19 protein-coding genes and 1 pseudogene are annotated in these 23731 nt (G+C 45.0%); 5 read left to right on the top strand and 15 right to left on the bottom strand.

Annotation, left to right across the window (positions count from 1 at the left end; translation table 11 throughout):
- Positions 1-2 precede the first annotated feature (2 nt).
- A complete protein-coding gene (gene gyrB, locus ACERC8_RS06060; protein WP_373659002.1) occupies positions 3-1949 on the bottom strand; it encodes a DNA topoisomerase (ATP-hydrolyzing) subunit B in 1947 nt (648 codons plus the stop codon).
- A 343-nt stretch (positions 1950-2292) separates the two neighbouring features.
- Between gyrB and coaA the strand changes: the two genes are divergently transcribed.
- The 3 genes from coaA (at position 2293) to rpsT (ending at position 4167) form a co-directional block, all read left to right on the top strand.
- A complete protein-coding gene (gene coaA, locus ACERC8_RS06055) occupies positions 2293-3210 on the top strand; it encodes a type I pantothenate kinase (protein ID WP_373659001.1) in 918 nt (305 codons plus the stop codon).
- A 15-nt stretch (positions 3211-3225) separates the two neighbouring features.
- On the top strand, positions 3226-3831 hold the full coding sequence (locus ACERC8_RS06050; protein ID WP_373659000.1) for a T6SS immunity protein Tdi1 domain-containing protein: 606 nt from the start codon (positions 3226-3228) through the stop codon (positions 3829-3831).
- A gap of 87 nt (positions 3832-3918) precedes the next feature.
- Positions 3919-4167, top strand: coding sequence for a 30S ribosomal protein S20 (rpsT, locus tag ACERC8_RS06045; protein ID WP_018368578.1), 249 nt, complete (start codon positions 3919-3921; stop codon positions 4165-4167).
- Positions 4168-4239: 72 nt separating this feature from the next.
- Here the strand turns inward: rpsT and ACERC8_RS06040 are convergent, their stop codons facing one another.
- The 14 genes from ACERC8_RS06040 to ACERC8_RS05975 all read right to left on the bottom strand — a co-directional run bounded on the left by ACERC8_RS06040 (position 4240) and on the right by ACERC8_RS05975 (position 21925).
- Positions 4240-5439 carry a transglutaminase domain-containing protein gene (locus ACERC8_RS06040; RefSeq protein WP_373658999.1) on the bottom strand — a complete coding sequence of 400 codons (1200 nt, stop codon included), beginning with the start codon at positions 5437-5439 and terminating at the stop codon, positions 4240-4242.
- A gap of 69 nt (positions 5440-5508) precedes the next feature.
- Complete coding sequence (locus tag ACERC8_RS06035; RefSeq protein ID WP_373658998.1) at positions 5509-6852, bottom strand: sensor histidine kinase; 1344 nt, start codon at positions 6850-6852, stop codon at positions 5509-5511.
- Positions 6842-7516 (bottom strand): response regulator transcription factor, encoded by a 675-nt coding sequence (locus tag ACERC8_RS06030; RefSeq protein ID WP_373658996.1) that lies wholly within the window; start codon positions 7514-7516, stop codon positions 6842-6844. The genes ACERC8_RS06035 and ACERC8_RS06030 overlap by 11 nt, the downstream gene beginning before the upstream one ends.
- Before the next feature lie 202 nt (positions 7517-7718).
- Positions 7719-8927 carry a LysM peptidoglycan-binding domain-containing protein gene (locus ACERC8_RS06025; RefSeq protein WP_373658995.1) on the bottom strand — a complete coding sequence of 403 codons (1209 nt, stop codon included), beginning with the start codon at positions 8925-8927 and terminating at the stop codon, positions 7719-7721.
- A 173-nt stretch (positions 8928-9100) separates the two neighbouring features.
- Positions 9101-10771 (bottom strand): formate--tetrahydrofolate ligase, encoded by a 1671-nt coding sequence (locus tag ACERC8_RS06020; RefSeq protein WP_373658994.1) that lies wholly within the window; start codon positions 10769-10771, stop codon positions 9101-9103.
- A gap of 145 nt (positions 10772-10916) precedes the next feature.
- Positions 10917-13325, bottom strand: coding sequence for a phenylalanine--tRNA ligase subunit beta (gene pheT, locus ACERC8_RS06015; protein ID WP_373658993.1), 2409 nt, complete (start codon positions 13323-13325; stop codon positions 10917-10919).
- 359 nt (positions 13326-13684) lie between these two features.
- Positions 13685-14137, bottom strand: coding sequence for an ASCH domain-containing protein (locus tag ACERC8_RS06010; RefSeq protein ID WP_373658992.1), 453 nt, complete (start codon positions 14135-14137; stop codon positions 13685-13687).
- The gene (locus ACERC8_RS06005) at positions 14134-14649 is read right to left on the bottom strand and encodes a GNAT family N-acetyltransferase (protein ID WP_373658991.1); all 516 of its coding nucleotides are present in this window, start codon (positions 14647-14649) and stop codon (positions 14134-14136) included. The genes ACERC8_RS06010 and ACERC8_RS06005 overlap by 4 nt, the downstream gene beginning before the upstream one ends.
- 9 nt (positions 14650-14658) lie before the next feature.
- Positions 14659-15702 (bottom strand): phenylalanine--tRNA ligase subunit alpha, encoded by a 1044-nt coding sequence (gene pheS, locus ACERC8_RS06000; RefSeq protein WP_373658990.1) that lies wholly within the window; start codon positions 15700-15702, stop codon positions 14659-14661.
- Positions 15703-16065: 363 nt separating this feature from the next.
- Positions 16066-17769, bottom strand: coding sequence for an ABC transporter ATP-binding protein (locus ACERC8_RS05995; protein ID WP_373658989.1), 1704 nt, complete (start codon positions 17767-17769; stop codon positions 16066-16068).
- Complete coding sequence (locus ACERC8_RS05990) at positions 17762-19495, bottom strand: ABC transporter ATP-binding protein (protein ID WP_373658988.1); 1734 nt, start codon at positions 19493-19495, stop codon at positions 17762-17764. Before ACERC8_RS05990 ends, ACERC8_RS05995 begins: the two co-directional genes overlap by 8 nt.
- Position 19496: 1 nt before the next feature.
- Positions 19497-20111: a lysozyme family protein gene (locus tag ACERC8_RS05985; RefSeq protein ID WP_373658987.1), complete on the bottom strand. Its 615-nt coding sequence runs from the start codon at positions 20109-20111 to the stop codon at positions 19497-19499.
- Entirely contained in the window at positions 20111-21085 is a 975-nt protein-coding gene (locus ACERC8_RS05980) for a nucleoid-associated protein (protein WP_373659019.1), read from the bottom strand. Before ACERC8_RS05980 ends, ACERC8_RS05985 begins: the two co-directional genes overlap by 1 nt.
- Positions 21086-21343: 258 nt before the next feature.
- Positions 21344-21925, bottom strand: a complete 582-nt coding sequence (locus tag ACERC8_RS05975; RefSeq protein ID WP_373658986.1) for a TetR/AcrR family transcriptional regulator — start codon at positions 21923-21925, stop codon at positions 21344-21346.
- A 130-nt stretch (positions 21926-22055) separates the two neighbouring features.
- Here ACERC8_RS05975 and ACERC8_RS05970 point away from each other — a divergent pair, with 130 nt between their 5' ends.
- Entirely contained in the window at positions 22056-22679 is a 624-nt protein-coding gene (locus ACERC8_RS05970) for a cysteine hydrolase (protein WP_373658985.1), read from the top strand.
- Positions 22680-23346: 667 nt separating this feature from the next.
- Positions 23347-23731: pseudogene (locus ACERC8_RS05965) on the top strand (transposase); the annotation flags it as partial.

Genomic DNA, 23731 nt, shown 5'->3' with positions numbered 1-23731 from the left:
TTTTAGATATCAATCGTTGAGTAAACAGCATTTTCTTCGATAAATTCACGTCGAGGAGCGACGTCATCACCCATCAGCATATCAAAAATGCGGTCTGCTTCAGCAGCATCATCGACAGACACCTGTGCCATCAAACGTTTTTCTGGATTCATCGTCGTTTCCCAGAGCTGGTGATCATCCATTTCCCCCAGACCCTTATAACGCTGAACTGTTGGTTTAGAGCGCCCTTGACTGTATTTGGCAACTGCCTCTCTGAGCCGTTCTTCCTGGTCGGCTCCCGGTTGGATGTACTCCTTAATCTCACTACCAACCTTAACCCCATAAATCGGTGGCTGGGCGATGTAAACATATCCCGCCTCTAAAACAGGGCGCATAAAGCGATAAATCAAGGTCAAGAGCAGGGTTCTGATGTGAGCACCATCAACATCGGCATCGGTCATGATAACTAGTTTCTGGTAGCGTGCCTTGGACACATCAAAGTCCGACCCAAACCCTGTTCCCATAGCGGTGAAAATAGTCCGAATTTCCTCGTTGGCAAGGATTTTGTCCATGGTTGCCTTTTCGACGTTGAGGATCTTACCCCGTATCGGCAAAATGGCTTGGAAAGCACGATCACGTCCTGACTTAGCTGAACCACCAGCCGAATCACCCTCCACGATGAAGAGCTCCGTTTGGGTCGGATCGTTGGACGAGCAATCTGCAAGCTTCCCAGGCAGGTTGGAAATTTCAAGCCCTGATTTTTTTCGTGTGACCTCCCGCGCCCGCTTGGCCGCAATCCGCGCCTTGCTAGCGAGGATACCTTTTTCGACGATTTTACGAGCAATCTGTGGGTGTTCTAACAAGAAACGGTTAAAGGCATCGCTAAAGAGACGATTGGTGATCTTGACAACCTCACTGTTACCAAGTTTGGTCTTGGTTTGCCCCTCAAACTGCGGATGCGGATGCTTGACTGAAATAACTGCTGTCAGCCCCTCACGGACATCTTCGCCCATCAGGTTATCATCTTTTTCTTTGAGAATATTATTTTTCTTGGCATAATCATTGATGACACGGGTAAGAGCTGTGCGGAAGCCTTGCTCATGGGTTCCCCCCTCGTGGGTATGGATATTATTAGCAAAGCTGAGCACCGTCTCATGATAACCGGTGGTGTACTGCATCGCGACTTCAACAGAGATACCATCCAGCTCCCCATCAGTATAAATCGGCTCTTCAAAGATATTATCTTTATTTTCATTGATAAAGCTGACGTAGCTGGCAATCCCACCCTCGTAATGGAAGCTCTTGGTCTCCTCGTCTTCACCACGTTTGTCGGTAATAGCGATTTTCAAGCCCTTGTTGAGGAAGGCCAGCTCCTGAACACGCTTAGCCAAACGGGCAAAATCATACTCGGTTGTTTCTGTGAAAATCTCAGGATCTGGCGTAAAATGCACCGTCGTCCCCGTGCGGTCAGTCTCACCGATGACCGTCAAATCGGCCACCACATCACCACGGCGGTATTCTTGATAGTAAATCTGGCCGTTCTTATAAACCTTGACATCAAGCTGCGTGGAGAGGGCATTTACAACAGATGACCCAACGCCGTGAAGACCACCTGATACCTTGTAGCCACCACCGCCAAATTTACCCCCCGCATGGAGTACCGTAAAGACCGTCTCCACCGCAGGACGACCTGTCTTTTCCTGGATGTCGACAGGAATCCCACGACCATCATCAACAACCGTGATGGAATTATCCGGCTCAATAAACACCTCAATCTGACTCGCAAAACCAGCCAAGGCCTCATCGATGGAGTTGTCAACAATCTCCCAGACCAAATGGTGCAAGCCTTCTTTGGAGGTTGACCCGATATACATCCCTGGACGCATCCGAACAGCTTCTAAGCCTTCCAAAACCTGAATCTGGCTGGCGTCATACTCCTGTGCTAATTGTTCTAAATCTTTCTCTGACATTATTTACACTTTCTTTACCGTTTTTACTCCTAAATAAGAGTAACATTCTGCCATATTATAGCATATTTTAAAGAAAATAACCAGTTTCACAACGTTTTCTTCACAACAAACACTATGGAGAAAAAGGCTTGCAAAGTTAAGCCTTAAAAATTTGTTCAAGACATGTCACTCCTAAACCAGAACAAGCCAAATTGCCAGATCCTTAACCCTATCCTCGTCCAATCAGTCCCCTCAAAAATAGAGACGTATTATTCGCAGAATATGGTGGCATTTTTATAGGCTTGTTTTGATGAAATCATGCTATAATAAAAAAAACATGCAAAAAACTTAATAAGGATTAGCCATGCAGGAATTAATCAACTTTACCCCAATTGAACGTCAAGATTGGAAAACGCTCCATCAAAAAAGCCATGTTCCCTTAACTGAAGATGAACTCAACGCCATCAAAAGCTTCAACGACAGCATCACCATTCAGGAAGTTAGCGAAGTGTATCTCCCGCTTATCAATCTTATTCAGATTTATAAACACAATCAAGATAACCTCAACTTCTCTAAAAGCATGTTCTTACAGGAACGCTTGAATAGCCGTCCCTTTATCATCGGGATTTCAGGTAGTGTCGCTGTCGGCAAATCAACCACCAGCAGGCTAATCCAGCTGCTTCTCGAACGCACCTATAAAAAAAGTAAGGTCGAGCTCATCACAACGGACGGCTTTCTCTACCCCAACGAGTATCTTATCGCCAATAATATCCTAAACAAAAAAGGCTTCCCTGAGAGTTACGACATGGAACGCTTGCTGAATTTTCTTGATACGGTAAAAAATAATGGCAGAGCAACCATGCCTGTCTACTCTCATGACATCTACGACATCGTGCCTGACCAAGTCCAAACGATTGATGCTCCTGATTTTCTGATTGTTGAAGGTATTAACGTCTTTCAAAACCAGCAAAACAATCGGCTCTACATGAGCGATTACTTTGACTTTTCTATCTACATCGATGCCGATAGCCAAATTATCGAAAACTGGTACCTGGAACGTTTTGAAAAGCACCTGGATCGTGCCAGAGAAGACACGACCAGCTACTACCACAAGTTTTCTCTCTGGGATAAGGCTGATGCTCAGCAATTTGCCAAAAACATCTGGAAAACCATCAATCTGGTCAATCTGGAGCACTACATCGAGCCAACCAGAAATCGAGCCGAGCTCATTCTTCATAAAAGCGATAACCATCAAATTGATAAGATTTACTTGAAAAAGTAAACTAGGAGAGTACTGATGTCATTTTTCAACTTATTCAAAAAGCAAAAAGAAACTCAGCTTTTTGCTCGTTTCTTGAGAAAATTTCCACCCGGTAAGCAAATTAGCAACATTTCTGCAGAGCAATTAGCTGATTATAACCACCGCTTGCCTCAAGAGTTGCAGGATTTTTTGCTACAGCATGGCGAAAGGGAATTAGCTGATGGCTTACTGACCATCATTAACCCCAAAGATTATCAGGGTACCTTAAATGCTTGGCTGGGTCAGGATTCTCTAGACCGTATCCCTCTCTTCAAAACGGCCTTTGGTAATCTGATTTATTATCGCCACCTTGATGATACCACCAGCGATATCGCTCTTCTCGACATTCATTATCGACAACCCCCTGTTCTAGCCTATCAGTGGCAAGATTTCTTTAGCCAACTCGCTCTTGAATACCAGTTTACAACTGACCTCCTCAAACAACCTCTTTATCAAGAAGCTGTCAAAGGTCTAGGACCATTGGCTCCAAATGAGTGCTATTTCTTTACGCCAGCTTTAGTGTTTGGTGGTTCTGAGCAGGCAGACTACCTAGATAAAGACGATTTGCTTATCCACCGTCACATCCTGCAAAATGCAGTCTAGTTTGACCTCTTATAAAATTTTTTCTGAAAAAGTAATTTCCACTTGTCAAATGAGAGTTTTTGCTATATAATGGGATAGTTAAGATAAATGGAGGTGAAAACATTGGCAAACATCAAATCAGCTATCAAACGTGCTGAGCTTAACGTTAAACAAAACGCTAAGAACTCATCACAAAAATCTGCGATGCGTACAGCGATTAAAGCATTTGAAGCAAACCCAACTGAAGAGTTGTTCCGCGCTGCTTCTTCTAGCATCGACAAGGCTGAGTCAAAAGGCTTGATCCACAAAAACAAAGCAAGTCGTGATAAAGCACGCCTTGCGTCAAAATTGGCATAATACCAAAACAACAAACCAGTTCCTTCAAAAAAGAACTGGTTTTTTGTTATTGTTGATTTGTACCCAAATTATTTAGCGCGGAATCTTGATGGTTAGCTGATAGGTGTGCTGGTCACCATAAAACTCATAACCTTGATAATTGGGTAAATGCCCTAACATGGCATGAACTGGTGAGGTGTCTGATTGTAAGACCGAAAAGGCTGTCTCATAGGCAACTTGATTTCCCATTTGAAAGCTAATCTCCTTGACTGAAGCATCTTTAACGTTTTCTGCGATAAAGTTAGTTAATGCAGTTTCATCATACGTCTCAAAATAGGAACCGTTCAGCACATAATAGTTAAGAGCATTCTCTGCTAGAGCCGGATAGACCAGTGCCTCTCCAACAGGACTGTCAAATCCTGTCCATGCAGTATGGGTTCGCTCAAAAATCTCTCGCGGTGTACAAAGATAGCTGTAATTAATGTGATTGGCATCTTGACCAGCGACAGCTGATTCAAAGGTTGGGTCTCCCCAAGTGGTGTCTACAGGGTAATAATCACCATCAATCTCAACAAGGTTCCACGCATGCGGATAATCGTAAGCAACAATATCCCCAGCAACGTAGAGGCAATTGAGCCCTGCTTTTTGACAGAGAAGCTGGAAAGCTCGGCTGTATCCTGCACAAACAGACTCTTGTTCCAGAAAAACAGAACGAGCACTCTGGTCTTGCCAAATCAACGATTCATTGTTTAAGGCTTCTGTATGGTACTGAGTATGTTGGATAACGTATTCGTAAAGGTACTTGACCTTATCGTAATCGCTACCGTCAGGCATCTGCGCAATAACCTCATCTGCTACTCTTTGCACACGCTGATAAGTTTCTTTGGCATCTTTGGGGTAGATTAGTTGAGAAAAATCAATTTCTGATTGTTCTGATAGCCAATAAAACTCTGGAAAATCGTAGGTCACTGCCAGATAGATGCGTTTCAAACGGTCACTAGACGTCGTTTTAAAGGGTGATTTTGTATCGAATTGCCGCAAAGCTGTGACCAGTCGAATGTAATCTGCCTGTTCTTTTTTGCTTAATTGCTGGTAATAAAAGTTAGCTGCTACCGCAGCTTGCCCCTGCTTAATCACGTCATCATCAGCTGCTTCGGCCTGTTTTGCTTGCTCAGCAATTCCTAAACGAACCAGCTTTTGCTGGTAATGGCGAATTGCCTTGCTCGCTACAGGATAGAGAGACAGAGTTGACAAAGCAAGAGCTGCCAGACCATATCGTATTCTTTTATTCATATAAACTCCTGTGTTTGGTCATTATAGCATGGTTTCAAAAGGAAAGCAAGACGAGCTAGGACATTTGCCCTAGCTCATCTGTTGTAGAGGTAATTTAACTTCAAAAACCGTCCCTTTAGGCTGATTATCTCTAACTTTAATCGTGCCACCTAGGCTATGGACAATCTGTTTGGCCAAAGATAGGCCTAGACCAAAGCCACCTGTCTGTCTTGTTCTTGCCTTGTCCACTCGGTAAAAACGGTCAAATACCTTAATTTTATCTGACTCTGAGATGCCAACACCATTATCGGCAACTTCAACAAGCAAAGACTTCTCCACCTGACTAACTGTCAAGATGATGTGTCCATCGTCTGTTGTATATTTAACTGCATTATCAAATAGAATAGTCAACAATTGCTTCAGCAGGGTTTTATCTGAGCGAATTGCATGCTCCAGACGGTTGATGCCCTTGAACATTTTGCTATTTTCATCAGCGACTAATTGATAGTTGGTAAAAATCGTATCAAAAAATTCTGGCTGAATTATCGTTAATTCAGGCGTCAAACCATCATCTCGCCGAGCTAGATTGAGCAAATTAGTCGTCAGCAAGCGCATATTGCGTACCTCATCCAGACTAGCCGCAATACTCTCACTACTGTCCAAGATAGTAGCTTGCGGTTTTCTAAACAGATTCTCTAGACGATTTTGAAGAACGGTCAAAGGGGTTCTTAGTTCATGGCTGGCATTTTCAACAAATTTTTTCTGTCGCTCAAAACTCTCTAAAATCGGTTTTCTCGTCCGCTGAGCCAGATAAATACTTGCAAAAAGTGACACCACCCAGAAAAATATCATGACACTAATCACAACCCGAACCGTTCGCCTGTTACTGATGTCAAGCTGTTCCGTATTCACCAAAATGCTGGCATAAGCAATCTCGGGGTAATTAAGATTGCCTACTGGAACAGTAATAATCCGATAATACTCTTCTTTCCCCCAATAGGTTAGAATCTTTTCTTGTTCAATAACGTTCAAACGTGAGTCATCTAAAGGAAAGTCATAGGGTTGCGCCATATAGCCCATTTGGTTAATAATTTTTCCTTTTGCATCATAAAGAACAACGTCAATATTTGCTGCAAGGTACCGATTAGGTTTTAGTTTTGGACGCTCATCTTGTGGATTATCTGCCTCTTTTTCATTAAGTATTGCCCAAGTTAACTCTTCCATTGTCGGAAGTGACATCTGAAAATCAACATATTGGTTAATATTGTCCCGCGCTTCGAACAAACTCTTATCCACAGAGCCATAGATACCACTATTTAGGACTTGAATGATAATCATGGTCATCACAAGGAAAATGATGGTGAACACAGAGAAAAACAGTTTGAATGACGATTCATCGTGCTTGGGTTGTTGACCGTACCACTTATTTCGCATCTTTCAACATATACCCCACACTCCTCAAGGTCTGTAAATTATGCCCAAAGTCACTATCTTTAAGCTTTTTACGAATTTTAGATACATATACTTCTACAACTGAAATCGTTGTATCGCTATCAAAGCCCCAGATACGGTCAAAAATTTGTGTTTTAGGCAAAATAACATTTTGGTTTTGCATAAAATAAACCAGCAACTCAAATTCTTTGCCGAGCAATTCAACCTCAACACCGTCAACAGTAGTCGTATTGGTTGCCATATCAACAACAACGTTACCGTACTGAAGATTGTTATCAGTCAACTTGCCTGAACGCTTCAATAGAGCTTGGATACGCATTTTCAACTCTTCTAAATAAAATGGTTTGGTTAGATAGTCATCTGCTCCAAGTTCAAATCCCTTACCTTTGTCATCAAGATCTTCTTTAGCAGTCATGATTAAGACAGGAGTTGTATTTCCCTTAGCACGCAGTTCTTTCAGCACATCAAAACCATTTTTCTCAGGAATCATCACATCGAGCAAAATCAAATCGTAAACCCCACTCTCCGCTTCGTACAGTCCCTCGTCACCATCGAACACCTGCATCACGTCAACAAAATCATCTAAAAAGTCAAAAATAGAATTGGACAAATTCAAATCATCTTCAATTAACAATGCTTTAATCATCTTCTTGCCTCCTTTATGCTATTATAGCACGGCTAAGCTCTATCGTAAATGCCTAGTTAAGGTAAGATAACAGAATTAACTTAAACTGAGCTAAACTGGGTTACCTCGGGTATAAAGGCAATCTCACCTAATACATTATTGCTCTCACTAAATCTATACACAAAAGCTGGACCTATTGCCCAGCTTTTAATGTTTATCCTGACTATGGAAGAAATGAAATGTGCACATGGTCATAATGGTTTTCAGTGACACTGCCACGGTCTTCCATTAAGTTCCAAGTATAGGCAGGACCATACTTGCTCTCATAAGGCGCATAAAAGCGCTGTTTCCAAATGATGTATGAAATCTTTTTCTCTGCCATATGTGAGGCCGCATAGGCTGCAATTTGGTCCCCAAGCGCAGCATTATCTGTCACCATAAAATCAAGAGCTAGTCCCTTACCGTGGTCACCGGAATCAGGACGGTAGCCATGCACCCACATGGAACCAAATGCCGATAGGACTTCCTGTTTGTAGGCAACAACATGTGGCTGCAAACCTGCCTCAGATCCTGTAAATGTCGTGGCTTGAGCAGTTGCGGTAACCGCAGGAGCGACAGTTGTTGCCACAGGGGTTTCTACGACTTTTTCAACGACCTCTGGAGCAGCTTCAACAGGAGTTGTCGCAACAACAGGTTCTAACACAGCTGGAGCTGGTGCTACTGAAGCTACTGGCTCAGTTGAAGGCGCCGCCTCAACAGGTGCTGGTGCTGTAACGGCAGAATCAGGTGTCTCAACTGTTGTGGTCTCAGGCTGAGCTTTAACCACTTCGATAGTAACTGGGGGTTCTGGAGTAACTTCCTCAGTAAGCGTTGCTTCAGCAACTGGTGTTGCTGGAACTGTTTCTTCAATCACCTCAGCCTCAGTTTCTGATACTTCTGGAACAACTTCAGTAGGTGCTTCTGCTACTGGAGCTGTTACCTCTACTGCTGGCTGTTCAGCAGGAGTTTCGCTACTTGTTACTTCTGCCAAGTCCACTACTTGATTATTGATAACTGCTTGGTTTGTTTCTAGATTGATACTGGCTTGTGCAGGCTCTGCTTCTTGTCTTGCTGGCGCTTGAATCTCAAGAGTTGTCACTGCATGGTTTTCATTAACAGTTGTTGTCAACACAGTTCCAGGGAAAATCAAATCAAGGTTGCTGATTTGGTTAATGTTACCCAATAATTCAACATCAACACCCAGTACCTCAGCAATCGTGCTAAGCGTGTCGCCATATTTGATGGTATAACTCGCTTGATGGCCCTGCTGACTCAAATCTGCAGCCACGTCATCTGCTGTACGAGGTGTCCAAACGACATCTTGTGCCTGAACAATCCCTGAAGTCAATAATGTCAGAGCCACACTTGAGCCCAGAATCATTTTTTTACGCATGGTTATTTCTCCTTGTTCTTTCGAGACTATCTCTATCATAGCACAAACAACTGCTTTTTCAATAGCCTTAGGGATGATTTAACCAAACTGTATTATTTAAGCACTTTTTTGTCAATCATGTTACAAGATGTGTTGCTCGTGTCACAACTGACCTTCTAGCACCACACAGAGGACTAAAATAAACCAATAGCTCTACCGTCTGACGAGACGTCCATATTGAGGGCGGCTGGTTGTTTCGGCAAGCCTGGCATGGTCAGCACATCACCTGTTAAGGCTACAATAAAACCTGCACCAGTTTTTGGGACAAATTCTCTGATGGTTACCTCAAACTCTTCAGGTGCCCCAAGAAGGGCTGGATTGTCTGAAAAGCTGTATTGCGTTTTTGCCATACAAATTGGTAAGTCTCCCCAACCATTTTTCTCAATATCGGCTAGTTGTTGCTTTGCAGTGTGGGTCAAGGTCACAGACTTGGCACGGTAGATTGTTTTAGCAACTTTTTCGACCTTGGTCAATAACTGATCAGAAGTCGCATAGAGACGTTGGTAACTTGCCTTATCCTCTTTTAGGACTTCAACTAAGGTTTCAGCTAGAGCTACGCCACCAGCAGCGCCATTTTTCCAACTACTAGACAGCTCGACTGGCACATCAATAGTAGCACATAACTCTTTGAGTTTAGCAATTTCAGCAGGTGTATCAGTAACAAATTCATTGATGGCAACCACCGCAGGAATACCAAATGTTCTAATGTTTTCCACATGCCGCGCTAAATTAGCAAAACCTGCTTCTATTGCCTTGACATTCTCATCAGTTAACTGATATTTGGCAACACCGCCGTGCATCTTGAGTGCTCGTAAGGTTGCGACAATGACCACTGCACTTGGTTGCACAGGTAATTGTGGTGTCTTGATGTTCAGGAATTTCTCTGCCCCCAAATCAGCACCAAAACCAGCTTCTGTTACCACCACATCTGCTAGTCGTAAAGCGGTGCTTGTTGCTAAAACAGAGTTACAGCCATGAGCAATATTAGCAAATGGTCCGCCATGAACAAAAGCTGGTGTGCCATAAATGGTTTGTACCAGATTAGGTTTGATCGCATCTTTGAGCAAGAGAGCTAAAGCACCCTCAACCTGCAGGTCTCGGACATAGACAGGTGATTTATCGTAGCGATAAGCGACTACAATATTGCTCAACCGCTCTTTAAGATTGTCTAAATCGGTCGCTAAGCACAAGATAGCCATGATTTCACTGGCTACCGTGATGTCAAAGCCGTCCTCACGAGGCACACCATTGACAGGACTGCCCAGCCCAACGATTACCTGACGAAGCGCACGGTCATTGAGGTCAACAACGCGTTTCCAGATGATACGACGGGGGTCAATGCCTAGCTCGTTCCCCTGCTGGAGATGATTATCAATCAAGGCAGCCAAGGCATTGTTGGCTGTTGTAATAGCGTGCATGTCCCCAGTGAAATGCAGATTGATGTCCTCCATAGGCAGAACCTGTGCATAACCTCCGCCAGCTGCACCACCCTTGACCCCCATGACTGGTCCAAGAGATGGTTCGCGCAAAGCAATCATGGTTTTCTGTCCTATTTTATTCAGTGCATCAGCCAAGCCGATAGTCATGGTTGATTTACCTTCACCAGCTGGGGTTGGATTGATGGCTGTCACCAATACTAATTTCCCTAAAGGCTGATCGGATAGCTGAGCTATTTTCTCAAAAGACAGCTTAGCTTTATATTTCCCATAAAGCTCCAAATCATCTGGACAAATTCCAAAAGGTTCAACAATATCCACAATAGGCTGAAGAACTGCTGCCTGAGCAATTGCAATATCTGTTGTCATGGTCTAGTCTCCTTACTGCATTTGCTTAAGTATAACAAAAAAAGATAAAAAACGCATTATTTTTTATCTTTTTTTAAAGATATGCCAATTAAACCGAACGTTTTTTAGTGGTTGTTCGATTCCTAAGATAAAGTGTTAATTGCTTCTACCGCACCTCTGCACCGAGTGTGTTGGTCAGAGAGCTAGTAATTTTATCCATAAATGTCGCGACTTCCTCGTCCGTCAGGCTGGCTTCTGGGTTTTGGAAGGTCAGGTTGTAGGCCATGGACTTGGTGCCTGCTGGCAGCTTATCCCCTTCGTAGATGTCAAAGAGTTTGATGGCTGTCAGGCGTTTGACCTTAGCTGCTGCGATGGCTTCCAGCACCGCTTGGTGACTAGTTTCTTTTGGCAATAGCAGAGCGATATCACGGCTAACAGCTGGGAACTTGCTGATGTCTGTAAAGATAGCCGCTTCTGGCAGGGCAGCCTCGATCGCTGTCAGGTTGAGCTCAGCCACATAGGTCTCAGGAATATCATAAGCCTTAGCTGTCTGCGGGTGCACCTGACCGATAAAGCCAATGCTGGTGCCATCTGCCAGCTGAATCGCTGCTGTCCGACCTGGATGCAGGCTAGCCAGCTCTACCATTGGCACATAAGTCACCTCAAGTCCTAGCTTGACAAAGAGCATCTCCAAGATGCCCTTGGCATAGTAAAAATCGACTGGCACAGCTGGGGTCTGGAAGTCTTTATCTGTCACCAGTCCTGTCAGAGCAAGGGAGAAACCGTTGATTTCAGTCGGTAGGTCTTCCTGTGGGTTGCCAGTCTGGGCAAAGGTCTTGCCGATTTCATAGAGGGCAAGGTTCTTATTCTTGCGGTTAACGTTGTAGGCGACAATGTCCAGCATACCAGAGACCATGTTTTGACGCAGGACAGAACGGTCAACCGTCATCGGCCACATGAGTTCTGTCTGGGCAGTCAGTGCTGGGGTAAAGGCTGTCGCCTTTTCTGGCGTGGTCAGGGCATAGGAGACCACCTCAGTCAAGCCTGCCCCCTCTGCCAAGGTTCGCACCTGACGACGGAGGCGCTGAGTCATCGTCAACTCGCCTGCTGTCCCACCTGTCTCAGGCAGGGTAGTTGGGAGCTTATCATAACCGTAGATACGGGCAATTTCCTCGACCAAATCCGCCTGAATGCTGATGTCCCAGCGACGTTTTGGCACACTGACCGTAAAGCTGTTGGCAGATCCTTCTAAGCCAAAGCCCAACTGGGCAAAGATCTGCTCCACATCAGCATAGGTCAGCTCTGTTCCCAAACGGCTGTTGACATGGGCAAGGCTGCTAGTCACCTCAACTGGTTCGGTGTCCAAATCACCTGCCACCAAGCTACCAGCCGTTGGCTGACCACCTGCCAGCTCTTGCAAAAGAGCTGCTGCCATGTCCAGAGCTTCTGAAACCGTCGCCACATTGACGCCTTTTTCAAAACGCGAAGAGCTTTCCGAACGTAGATTGAGACGACCAGAGGTCTTGCGGATGGACTTACCATTGAAAATAGCAGCTTCCAAGACCACGTTTTTAGAGGTCTCATCAATCTCAGTTGACTGACCTCCCATGACACCTGCTAAGGCAACAGCCTTGTCATTGACCGAAATCACGATATCGTCAGTCACCAGCTCTCGCTCCTCGCCATCAAGGGTGATGATGGTCTCTCCGTCCCGAGCCTGACGAGCCACAATGTGGTTACCGTCAAACTTATCCAAGTCAAAGGCGTGCATGGGCTGTCCATAGTAGAGCAGAATGTAGTTGGTCACATCGACCACGTTGTTAATGGGACGAATACCAGCGTTCATGAGCAGGTTTTGCAGCCATTGCGGGCTTGGCGCGATGGTGACATTTTCCACCACCCGAGCCTGATAGCTGAGCACCTTGTCGGTCTCGATAGCCACCGAAAGCTTATCGGCAGTCTGATCTTGGCTTTCGCTCAGCGATTTTTCCGAAAAATGCACCGACTTACCGTAAATCGCTGCTACTTCGTGAGCAACACCACGCATGGAGAGGGCGTCGGCACGGTTAGGGGTGATGGAGAGCTCGATGATGGCGTCGTCCATGCTCAGATAAGGAAAGACGGAGCTACCAACTTCAGCCTCCTCTGGTAAAATCTGAATACCATCGGCGAACTCCTTAGGCACCACGCTGTCAGAAACACCTAGCTCCCCCAGAGAGCAAATCATGCCGAGAGACTCCAGCCCACGGATTTTGCTCTTTTTAATCTTGTAATTATTGGCAATCCGAGCCCCTGGCAGAGCCACCATGACTTTGATGCCTGCGCGGACATTAGGCGCTCCGCAGACAATTTGGCGGGGCTCACCGTCACCAGTGTCCACCTGACAGAGGTGGAGATGGGTGTCAGGCACATCCTCGCAAGAGAGGACATGACCGACCACGATATTGGACAGGCCCTCAGCAGGTGTAGTCACGCCCTCTACTTCGATACCTGTCGTTGACATTTTTTCGGCTAATTCAGCGACTGGGACACCAATGTCGACCAGCTCTTTTAGCCACTTGTAAGATACTAACATGGGTTCTTCTTTCTTTATTTTTTATTTTGACTGTTTCCTTAAGTGGTGCGGACGGTAGGTAAAACAGTCTAGGAGACTGTTTTAGCAAAGTTACAGAGTTCCATTCCTAAGTTTGGAGCCTAAAGTCTCCAAACTTCCGTGAGAGTGGGACAAAAATCGGTAACCCGAAGGTTTCGATTTTGTCGTCCCGCCTCCGCACAGTTGAGTGGGGCTGTAAAAGCTGATGAAATCAGCGTATTAGAGCCCACTCAACCACTGCGTCTTGCTGACTTTATGATAATAAATGGAGAGAAAAGAACTTTTGTCCAGCCTCTTTCACTACAGAGGAGACAGTTGATACGCTCGCTAACGCTCGTTTGTTACTCCTGATATAGGATTGGATACACCACTTCAAACTCTTCGCAGACAATGTTTGAATGACCGTTGAAGACAAGTCCTGCTTCTTCGTAATAAGGTTTGAAAAAGTCTTCATGGACTTGTCGCCAGTAGGCTAGACTGCGGTCGCCCTCGCCTTCTTTGTAGGCATGCTCTGCGCTCACCTCATCAAAGGGCGTGACATAGACCTTAGTCACTTGGATTACACAGACAGCATTGCCTTGACCATCTAAGACAACATCATAGCTACCTGCTTCTGGCAGAGGGTCATTATCTAGAGCATAAAGGTCATAGCCAGAGGCGGTAGCGGTTTTGGTACCGTCTAGGACTAACTGAGCGAGTTCATCTGGCAAAACGCCGAAGGCCCAAGCCTCATAGTCATCTCCTGCTTGAGGGTTAACTGTCTTATATTCTTTCCATAACTGTTCTGGGGTCATTTGGTAATCCTCCGTTTCATCAGCCAGTCGGTATCAATCTTGTCTCCGACAGGAAATCGGTGCTCTGAAAATTTTTCAAAACCATATCGCTCATAAAAAACCTGCGCCTTGTGGTTGTGCTCCCACACCCCCAGCCAGACCCAGTCCTGTCCAGACTGGTCGGCCTGCTCCAAGGCAAAATTGAACAAGGCCTGTCCCAACCCCTGACCTTGATAGGCCTTGAGCAGGTAAATCCGTTGAATCTCAAAGCCCTTGTCGAGTTCTTGCTCGGTCTGTGCACTGCCCCAGTTGAGTTTGAGGTAGCCAGCCCAGTTCCCATCGACAGTCAGGACATAGGTTGCAGACTGAGGATGCAGAAGCTCTGAACGTAGTTGCTCCTCACTATAAGCTGTGGCAAAATAAGCCTCCAGTTCTGCTGGGCTATTGTCCTGACCAAAGGTCTCTGTAAAGGTCGCCTGACAGAAGGTCTGAAGCGCCTGCCACTGGTCAGGGCTCACGCGACTAATGGTCATAGCTCCCTCCTACTTGAACTGCTCTGAGAAGCGGGCGTCGCCTTGGTAGAAGCCACGGATATCGTTGATGCCGTAGCGCAGCATGGCAATCCGCTCCTGGCCAAGACCAAAGGCAAAGCCAGAGTAGACCTCAGGGTCAATACCGCTCATCTCCAGCACGCGCGGGTGAACCATGCCAGCCCCCAAAATCTCAATCCAACCCGTCTTTTTGCAGACGTTACAGCCGTCACCGCCACATTTGAAGCAGGACACATCGACCTCAACCGATGGCTCGGTAAATGGGAAGTAAGACGGGCGCAGGCGGATTTTTCTGTCCTCACCGAACATCTTCTTGATAATCATCTCAAGCGTGCCCTTGAGGTCACCCATGGAAATGTTCTCGCCGACCACGAGCCCCTCAATCTGATGGAACTGATGGCTATGGGTCGCATCATCAGTATCACGACGGAAAACCCGCCCCGGTGAAATCATCTTGAGCGGTCCTTGGCTAAAGTCATGCTGATCCATTGTTCTGGCCTGCACAGGGCTTGTATGGGTGCGAAGCAAGATGTCTTCGGTGATGTAGAACGTATCCTGCATGTCACGAGCAGGGTGGTCTTTTGGCAGGTTCATCCGCTCAAAGTTGTAATAGTCCTTCTCCACCTCATACCCATCGACAATCTGGAAGCCCATACCAAGGAAAATGTCCTCAATCTCCTCGCTGGTCTGCGTCAAGACATGACGATTTCCCTGCTTGATGAGACGACCTGGCAGGGTGACATCAAGGCTTTCGGCAGCTAACTTGGCTTCGATGGCTGCTTCCTCCAAAAGTTGTGCTGCTTCGTCAAAGGCAGCTGTCAGCACATCACGCACCTCATTGACCATCTTGCCGACAATCGGCTTCTGGTCGTTGGACAAGTCTTTCAGACCTTTCAATAATTCGGTCAGGGAACCTTTTTTCCCCAGCACCTGCACTTTCAGGTCTTGGAGGTCCTTGGCATTCTCGTGCCGAATGTCCTTGAGTTTGGCAACGGTCGTCGCCTGTAAATCTTTGAGTTGTGTTTGTAAATCCATGAGATTCCTTTCTTGTTAGTGTGGTCTATTCGTCAGAAAAAAAGAAAACGCATGCCAATACTCCCAATAAGCGGAGCGTTGACACGCGGTACCATCCGTTTTCTATCCATCCCTGTCAGAACAGACCTTGATTTTAGCCCTTGACATGAGTGAATTCAACAGCGTTTCACTGATTGAGCTTGCAGTCTCGGCTCAACTCCCTGAACAGCTTCCCATCTGTCTACTGGTCTCACAGGCTGATATTTAATTAAGTGTATTGTATCAAAATCGCAAGGAAATAGCAAGGTCTATCACTTACTTTTTCACCATATAAACCTGAAAATGAGCTGTGCTGACAATCCCAACATTTGAGCTATCTGAACATTAAGAAGTAGCCGTCTCCCATAATCTAGCATACAGTCCATCTGCTTCTAACAGACTGTGATGAATGCCTTGTTCTACAACATCTCCATCTGCCATCACTAAAATCACATCAGCTGACTGAATGGTTTTTAAACGATGAGCGATGACAAAACTGGTACGACCTACCATCAATTTTGACAACGCATCTTGAACAAGCTGCTCTGTCAGGGTATCTAAGGACGACGTCGCCTCATCAAAAATGATGATTTGTGGTGACTTGAGAAATACCCGAGCGATCGCTAATAACTGCTCCTGTCCCTGTGATAAGACAACCTGATCACCATCCAAAATCGTATCATACCCTTGTGGCAATTGGCGAATAAAAAAGTCTGCATTGGCTGTCTGAGCTGCTGCTACTATCTCATCGTGACTTGCTGACGGGCGACCATAAGCAATATTCTCTGCAATAGTGGCTTTTTTTAGCCAAGTTTCCTGCAAGACGACTGCAATGTGGTCATAAAAGTCAGCCTTTTTTAAGGCTTTAATCGGCTGACCATCCAGTAAAATTTGTCCCCCTTGAGGCTCATAAAACCGCATCAACAGATTGATTAAGGTCGTCTTTCCAGCACCTGTTGGGCCAACAATCCCCACCATGCTACCAGCAGGAATCTCGAGGTCAAGATGCTTCATCAATAAGCGGTCAGGTTCATAACCAAAACTCACATCCTCAAAAGTTATTTCCCCTTGAACAACTGGTCTAGGACTTGAGACGACATCTGCTTCCTCAGGCAAGTCAATCATATCCAACAAACGGTGATAACTGACCTGCGTAGCCTGTGATTCTGCAAAAACAGACGAAATCTCGTTGAAAGGCTTGGTGTACTGGTTGACATAGGTTAAAAAGCTTGTTAATTGCCCCAGCGTCATCCGACCTAAAAGCAACTGATAGCTGCCTAAAACAACCAAAAGTGCATAAATCACTGCATTGACAAAGCGGGTCAAGGGATTGACCGTTGAACTGTAAAAAATTGCTGATTGGCTACTTTTCCCATATTCAGAGCTTAACTCTTGAAATTGTGTAGACACCTGTTCCTGTGCACCATAAGCCTGTATCAAAGGGAGAACTTGCAGGTGCTCATCTAAAAACTGAGTCATCTGATCACGTTTTTTTCCCTGCTCTTGATAGAAACGATGAGCTGATGCTGTCACACGATGAGTCAACAAAAAAGAGACAGGAGTCAGGGCAAGAACAAGAAGGACAAGCCAGCCATTCATGTACGCCATCATGGCTAGGGTTAGTACAAGTGTCATCACGCCAGGTAAAAATTGACTAAACAACAAAATCAAGCCCTGACTAAGTTGCTGGCTGTCTACTGTCAGACGATTAAGAAAATCACCTTGCCCATACTTATCCAAAACCGCTATCGGCAGGCGAAAGGTCTTTGTCATAGTAGTCTGCCTCAGCTCGCTAACATAAGTTTCAACCAGCCTGTTATATAGCGGTGGTGTTGCCCACTGGAGGAATGTATTTAGCAGTATTAGCGTGCCCAATTGCAGCAACAACTGCCAGAATGCTCCTTCAATCAACAGTTGGTCAAGAATTCTCCCTAAAAGATAAGGAAAAAGGGTCGTCAGTCCCACCTGCCCCATCAAGAGTAAACCAATTCCCCAAAATAGACGACTGTGCCTCAACTCATCTAAAAAAGAGAGTAGCCCTTTAATCATTCGCCCCACCTCCTTTCAGCTGTGACTGATAAAGATTTTGGTAAATAGCAGAGCTCCTAAGGAGCTCTTGATGGGTCCCTTGACCAACCAATTGCCCCTTATCAAGAACCAGAATCTGTTCTGCTGTCATCACATTTTTTAGACGTTGGGAAACCATCACGAGCAAGGTATCAGGGAACTGCGCCTTAATCGCAGATAAGACCTTCATTTCCGTCAGATAATCTAAGGCTGATGTCGCATCATCCAAGATGAGAACAGGTGATGGCTTCACCAGGGCACGAGCCAGTGCCAAGCGCTGGCGCTGACCACCAGAAAAGTTAGCGCCAAGTGGCGCTACAGGCGCATCAAGTTGTTCAGGTAGGGCTTGAACAAAGGTTTTAGCTTGTGCCAAGTCCAGCGCCTGCCATAAGGTCTCGTCTGAGACAGGAGCTGATAGCCCTAGCATCAAATTAGAACGAATTGTCCCAGACAGTAGGCGACTTTTTTGTGGCACTAGACGAACAGCTTGACGCCATTCAGTAAGTGTCAGCTCTGCACTCGCTCGGCTTAGCCTTAAGGAAATTTGCCCTCGACTAGGCGGTAATAAGCCTGCCAGAAGATTGACAACACTTGATTTTCCTGCACCCGTTGTTCCAACAATCCCAACAAATTGCCCTAATGGAAGAGTGAGGGATAAATTGGATAAGACAGGATAATCAGCAGAACCATAAGTCAAACCAACCGTTTCCAATTCATAACCCAACACTGATTGACGGTCAATCGGATAGGTCTGGTGTAGGTTTTCCTCTTCTTCCAAAAAGAGCCCTCTAATCCGCTGACCACTCACCCAAGCCTGACTAAGGCTAGCCGTTAAACTCATCATCTTGAGCAATTCTTGCAAAATCTGCAATAAATAATTTACCAGAGCAACTAAAGCTCCCGCACTAAGCTGACCACCAAAAATATCCTGACGTCCCTGATAAATTAAAACAAGAAGAGACAAATTGACAATGATGTAGGTTCCTGGATTGATAAGATTAGCCAGATTGGCCGCTTTTATCGTTTCATGGGTATAGGTCTCCTGATTTTTAGAGTAATCGGCTTGCTCTCTATCGATTTGATGAAATGCTCGAATCAATCGCATGCCCGATAATTGCTCTGAAATGACTGAAAACAACTTCTCTTGCTGCTGTTTCAAGAACAGAAAAGCAGCGCTAACACGTCTGGATAGGCCATATACTAAACCAAAAAGACCAGCTACCATCAATAAATAAATGATAGTTAGTGAAGGACTGATGAAAAATGCCATGACCACAGCACCAAAAACAATAATTGGTGCGCGTAATACTAACCGTAGAAAGAGGTTGAGCCCTGTCTGTAAGGCTAGAACATCAACTGTCAATCGCGTCAATAAAGCGCTATTTCCTAGCGCTTGTTGCTGATGAACCGAAAGCCCTGTTACATGACGAAACAGGGCCTGATTGAGCGCTGTCGCAAAACCGACCGACGCTTTTGCTGCTAGATACTGAGCGAGCAAGGCAACAAGCACATTAAACATGGCTAGACCAATCAGACCAGCCCCCCAGAACCATAGCAGGCGGGGCTGGTGCTGAGGCAAGACCTGATCAATGATGATTGAGAGAGCCATCGGAACGAGGAGCTCAAGTAAGGCCTCTAACAGTTTTAAGAGCGGCGACCAAATCAGTTGCCAGCGATAGGGTTTTAAAAAGGGTAAAAAGTAAGTCACATCAATTTTCCTCAATAGTGGCAACCAACTTTATCAAAGTGAGGTTGAGCTGAACCTGTTTGGCATAGTAATAATTCCCCCCATTACGCAAGAGCATAGGTTCTCCATGCCAAATCGACACGGGATGGTAGTAGGAATATGTCTGCCCATCGGTATTCCCCAAACTTGGAGCCACCACCTCTCGGGAATAGGTTTTGGCTAGGTCAACGGTCGTCACCCCACCCCTCTGAGCCACATAGTCAATGTAGGCTGTACCGAAATTATAGGCTTGAACAGCTGTCCAAACATCAACGCCAGCGTTGTCAGCCACCACGAAATTCTCAGACAGAACAGTGATGCCTTGGATCAAGCTCTCCTTATTATCCGTGATGTGACCTGGTAAACCAGTCAGACTCTCACTGGACTGGATAAGGTCATCAGACTTACCCTTGGTCTCGGTGTATATCATGGCTAAAATCAAGTCTTGACCAGCAGGACTACCTGTTTCAGCCAAGACTTCCTGCACTAAGGGACGATAGGTCAACACATGCTTGATTGCCAGATAGGTTCGGGCACTCCATAAACCCAGACCTAGTACTAGCACAAACACGATTAAACGTCGTAAACGTTTCAACATTATTTGCTGACAATGTCCTTGATATTTTTGATCAAAATGGAGTAGGTTCCGTCATGGTTCTGGATAAATTCCACGCTGTCAGCATCCTCATAAACATGGTTAGGCACCAAAAGCTCAATGCCGTTGGAGAGGGAGAGTTTTTGATTTTCTAGCTTTTTTAACTGGCGTGAGGCATCGATGTCTGTCAGCTTGATCGGCTCTGGGATAGCTTCCTTGAGCTCGTCCACAAAGGTCAGCCGAGCAGTTAAATTATCATCAAAGAGTTGATTAGCCAACTCCTCAGGCGATAACTGATGACCAGCCTCCAAGCTCTTGTGGAGGGCTGATTTCATCTTGCCCTGAAAGGCAAAATCGTCCTGATTGAAATTGTCCGCAATCTTCTGCGCCGTCTGCTCCATGAGTTTGATGGACTTTTTGACCGACTGCTCAGGAGCTACCGCAAGGAGATTTTCAGAGAAATAATTGGCAAAGGCGCCATTGTGCTTAATCCGCTTCTCAATCAGGTAATAATCACGGGTGTCCAGATTGATGATGAGAGCCTCATCCGGCGCTTGAGCTGCCGATGGGAGGTTATTGGTCGTCATCTGAATGGGCTTATCGCTATCTACCGAGTTGTGCACCAGATTTTCCTTGAGGGTCAGACGCAAGAAGGCAAAATACGGCTGTCCGTCCTTATCAACATCCAAAAAGACCAAGTCATTGGTCTTCTGATTGTCGCTGATGACAAACTCTTCTTTCCAGAGCTGTGCCATCTTGACAGAGGTCTCATAGCGGTCATCGCTCAAGAGGCTCAGGAACGCATTGTCAGCTGCAAACTGCCCGCGCTTTGCCTCATCAGAAAAGACCTTACTCAATTTTTTTCGGAAATACTCATCCAAGCGCGGCGTCAACTCCAAGGGCTGCTCTGCCAAACGAAGCTCTGTATCATCTGGGCTAAATTGGTGAATGATGACCCGCTTCACATAAAGGTCCATAGTCGCCTCCTTCTTGACTTTTTTCAGCTCATCGATTTTCTCTTTTGGAAAATAGCCGAGCGGTAAACTGTTCTCCCATTTTACCATAAAGGCTAGTATCAAACAAGGTTAAAAAGGTAACGCTCACAGCAGGAGTAAGATGAAAAAACACTTGTAACAACCTCATTGCCACAAGTGTTTAATCGAGGACATCTCAAAAAATTATCGCCATTTAATGACTAACGATTTTCAAAAGACCAAGCCAAAGTCAAAGACTCATTAGCTCCTATCTGCCACTAAGCCGAGGTCCTGCAATAAACGTTGACGAACTAGAGTTAGACTATCTAGGTCTTGGTGAACTTTTACTAATACAATACCTCCTTGAAGGCTAGCTAGGAGATTAATTGCCTGTTCACGACAAGCGCCTCTTGAGCGTTCGGGATAAGCTGCTTGTAAAACAGACACAAGAGCCTCCTCCCAGTCAGTCATAAACGCTTTCAGCAATTCCTGAAAATGAGGTTCTTGAGCCGATAACTCGACAATCAAATTTCCCAAAGAGCAACCATAGAACACCGTCTGATTCTGATGAAACTCAAAAAACCAATCCACCATGGCCACTAGAGCCTGTCTAGGATTTTCTTGGGAAAGAATACCATCTAAGAGCTGACTTCTCCATTCCCCTAAAAGCTGAGTAACTACTTCCAGACCGATGGCCTGTTTCGATGCAAAATAATGATAGAGTTGCCCCTTACCAACCCCACTGGCTGCCATAATATCACTAATTGATGTCGCTAGATAACCTTGACGATAAATCAATTCAGTGGTCTGCTTTAAAATCCTCTCTCTGGTTGTCATCTTCATACCTTTTTATCCGTTTTTTTTAATTATACCATCTTTTCAAGCCAAATACTTTACAAGATGATTTTTTCATGGTACTCTATTTTCTGTACCGAACGGTAGGTACTGAAAATCATATTGAAGAGGTATTTTTATGTTTAACCCAAAAAACGTTGCCATCGTCATTACTGACCCACAAGTAGAGTTCTTGAAGCCTGCTGGTAAAGGCTTTGGGGCTACAAAAGACATTCTTGAAAAGGTCAATACCATCGAGAATTTGATTAACTTATTTGCTGTTGCTAAAAACAAGGGCTACAAACGCTTCATCTCTGCGCACTACTTCTACCCACATGACACCAAGTGGCAATTCAAAGCAGCTGGCGAAACCATGATGATCGAAAACCAAATGTTCTGGCGTGACAGCCAATACAGCCCTGTTGTGGATGGTTCTGGAGCGGATATTATCCCTGAAATGAAGGAACTCATGGATGAAGACACCATCCTCACTAGCCCGCACAAGATTTTCGGTCCTGAAAGCAATGACCTCGCTCTGCAATTGCGCAAAAACGGTATCGACACCGTCATCCTCGCTGGTATGAACGCTAACCTCTGTGTGGATTCCCACATGCGTGAATTGATCGAATCAGGCTTTAACGTGATTGTGGCAAAAGATGCCATTGGCGCTCCTGGTCAGGAGGCTTACGATGCTGCTCTAACCAACTTTGGTTATATTGCTAACCAAGTCCTAACCACTGAAGAAGTCATTGATGCCCTATAATCACCAAACCATCATTAAAAAGTATCTTATGAAACATATGAATCCTACCACACAACTCATCAGAATTAAAAAAACATACCATGGTAACTAAAGTTGTTCAACAAAAAAAATATTGAAATTATTGCCACACCTGCCTATCATCCCCATTAATGTAACCATTAACTCCAAAAACCATCTAAATTCCCTTCACTGAAATCAGTGGCTTTTATGGTCTCATCTGTTTAAAAAAGAGATGATTTCAATGTAAATCTTGTCAAAAGGTTAGGGTCTTTAAAACTAGTCTCTTGAAGAAAAATTATTAAAACTCTGAGCTCATCAGATAGACGATGACTCTACTCCTCCTCAATAAAGAATCCCTTACCCGTATTGCATCAAAACTCACTATCTCTGCTTACCTACACAGTCTATCGCAAGATCAAGTAATATCAGTTTCATGCGAAATATTCTTCCTTAGTTGAAATCCTATTTTGGTATAAAGTCTCCTATCAGAAAGGCAAACTGACCTTTATCGCACAGGATTTCAAGACTAAGAAAAACATCGCCATTATAAAAATCGTCTCAAATCTAAGACTTATTCCATCAACATCAAAATTTGTACCTGAATCGGTTACACTAAACTAGACAGAATTTATAAAGTGTTCTACACTAAAGAAAACAGGAGAACTCTATGTCTAGAAAAATCCGTCGTCAATTTAGTGATGACTTTAAGCAACAAATTGTTGACCTTCACAAAGCTGGCAGGAAACGTAGCGAGCTCATTAAGGAATATGAGTTAACCCCCTCTACCTTTGACAAATGGGTGAAACAGACCAAAACAACGGGTTCATGTAAAACGGTTGATAACCTCACTGATGAACAGCGTGAGCTCATTGAACTCAGAAAGCGTAATAAAGAGCTTGAAATGCAGATCGATATCCTAAAGCAAGCAGCGGTGATTATGGCAAGAAAAGGGAAATAATCACTGCTAACAAGGACAAATATAGTATTTCAGCCATGTGTCGTTGCTTGAAAATCCCTCGTTCAAGCTATTACTACAAAGCCACTGAGCCAGT

The sequence above is a fragment of the Streptococcus sp. E29BA genome (assembly GCF_041807805.1).
GTDB lineage: Bacteria > Bacillota > Bacilli > Lactobacillales > Streptococcaceae > Streptococcus > Streptococcus entericus.
The sequence above is the reverse complement of the archived record's forward strand: the minus strand, read 5'-3'. Positions and strand labels throughout refer to the sequence as shown.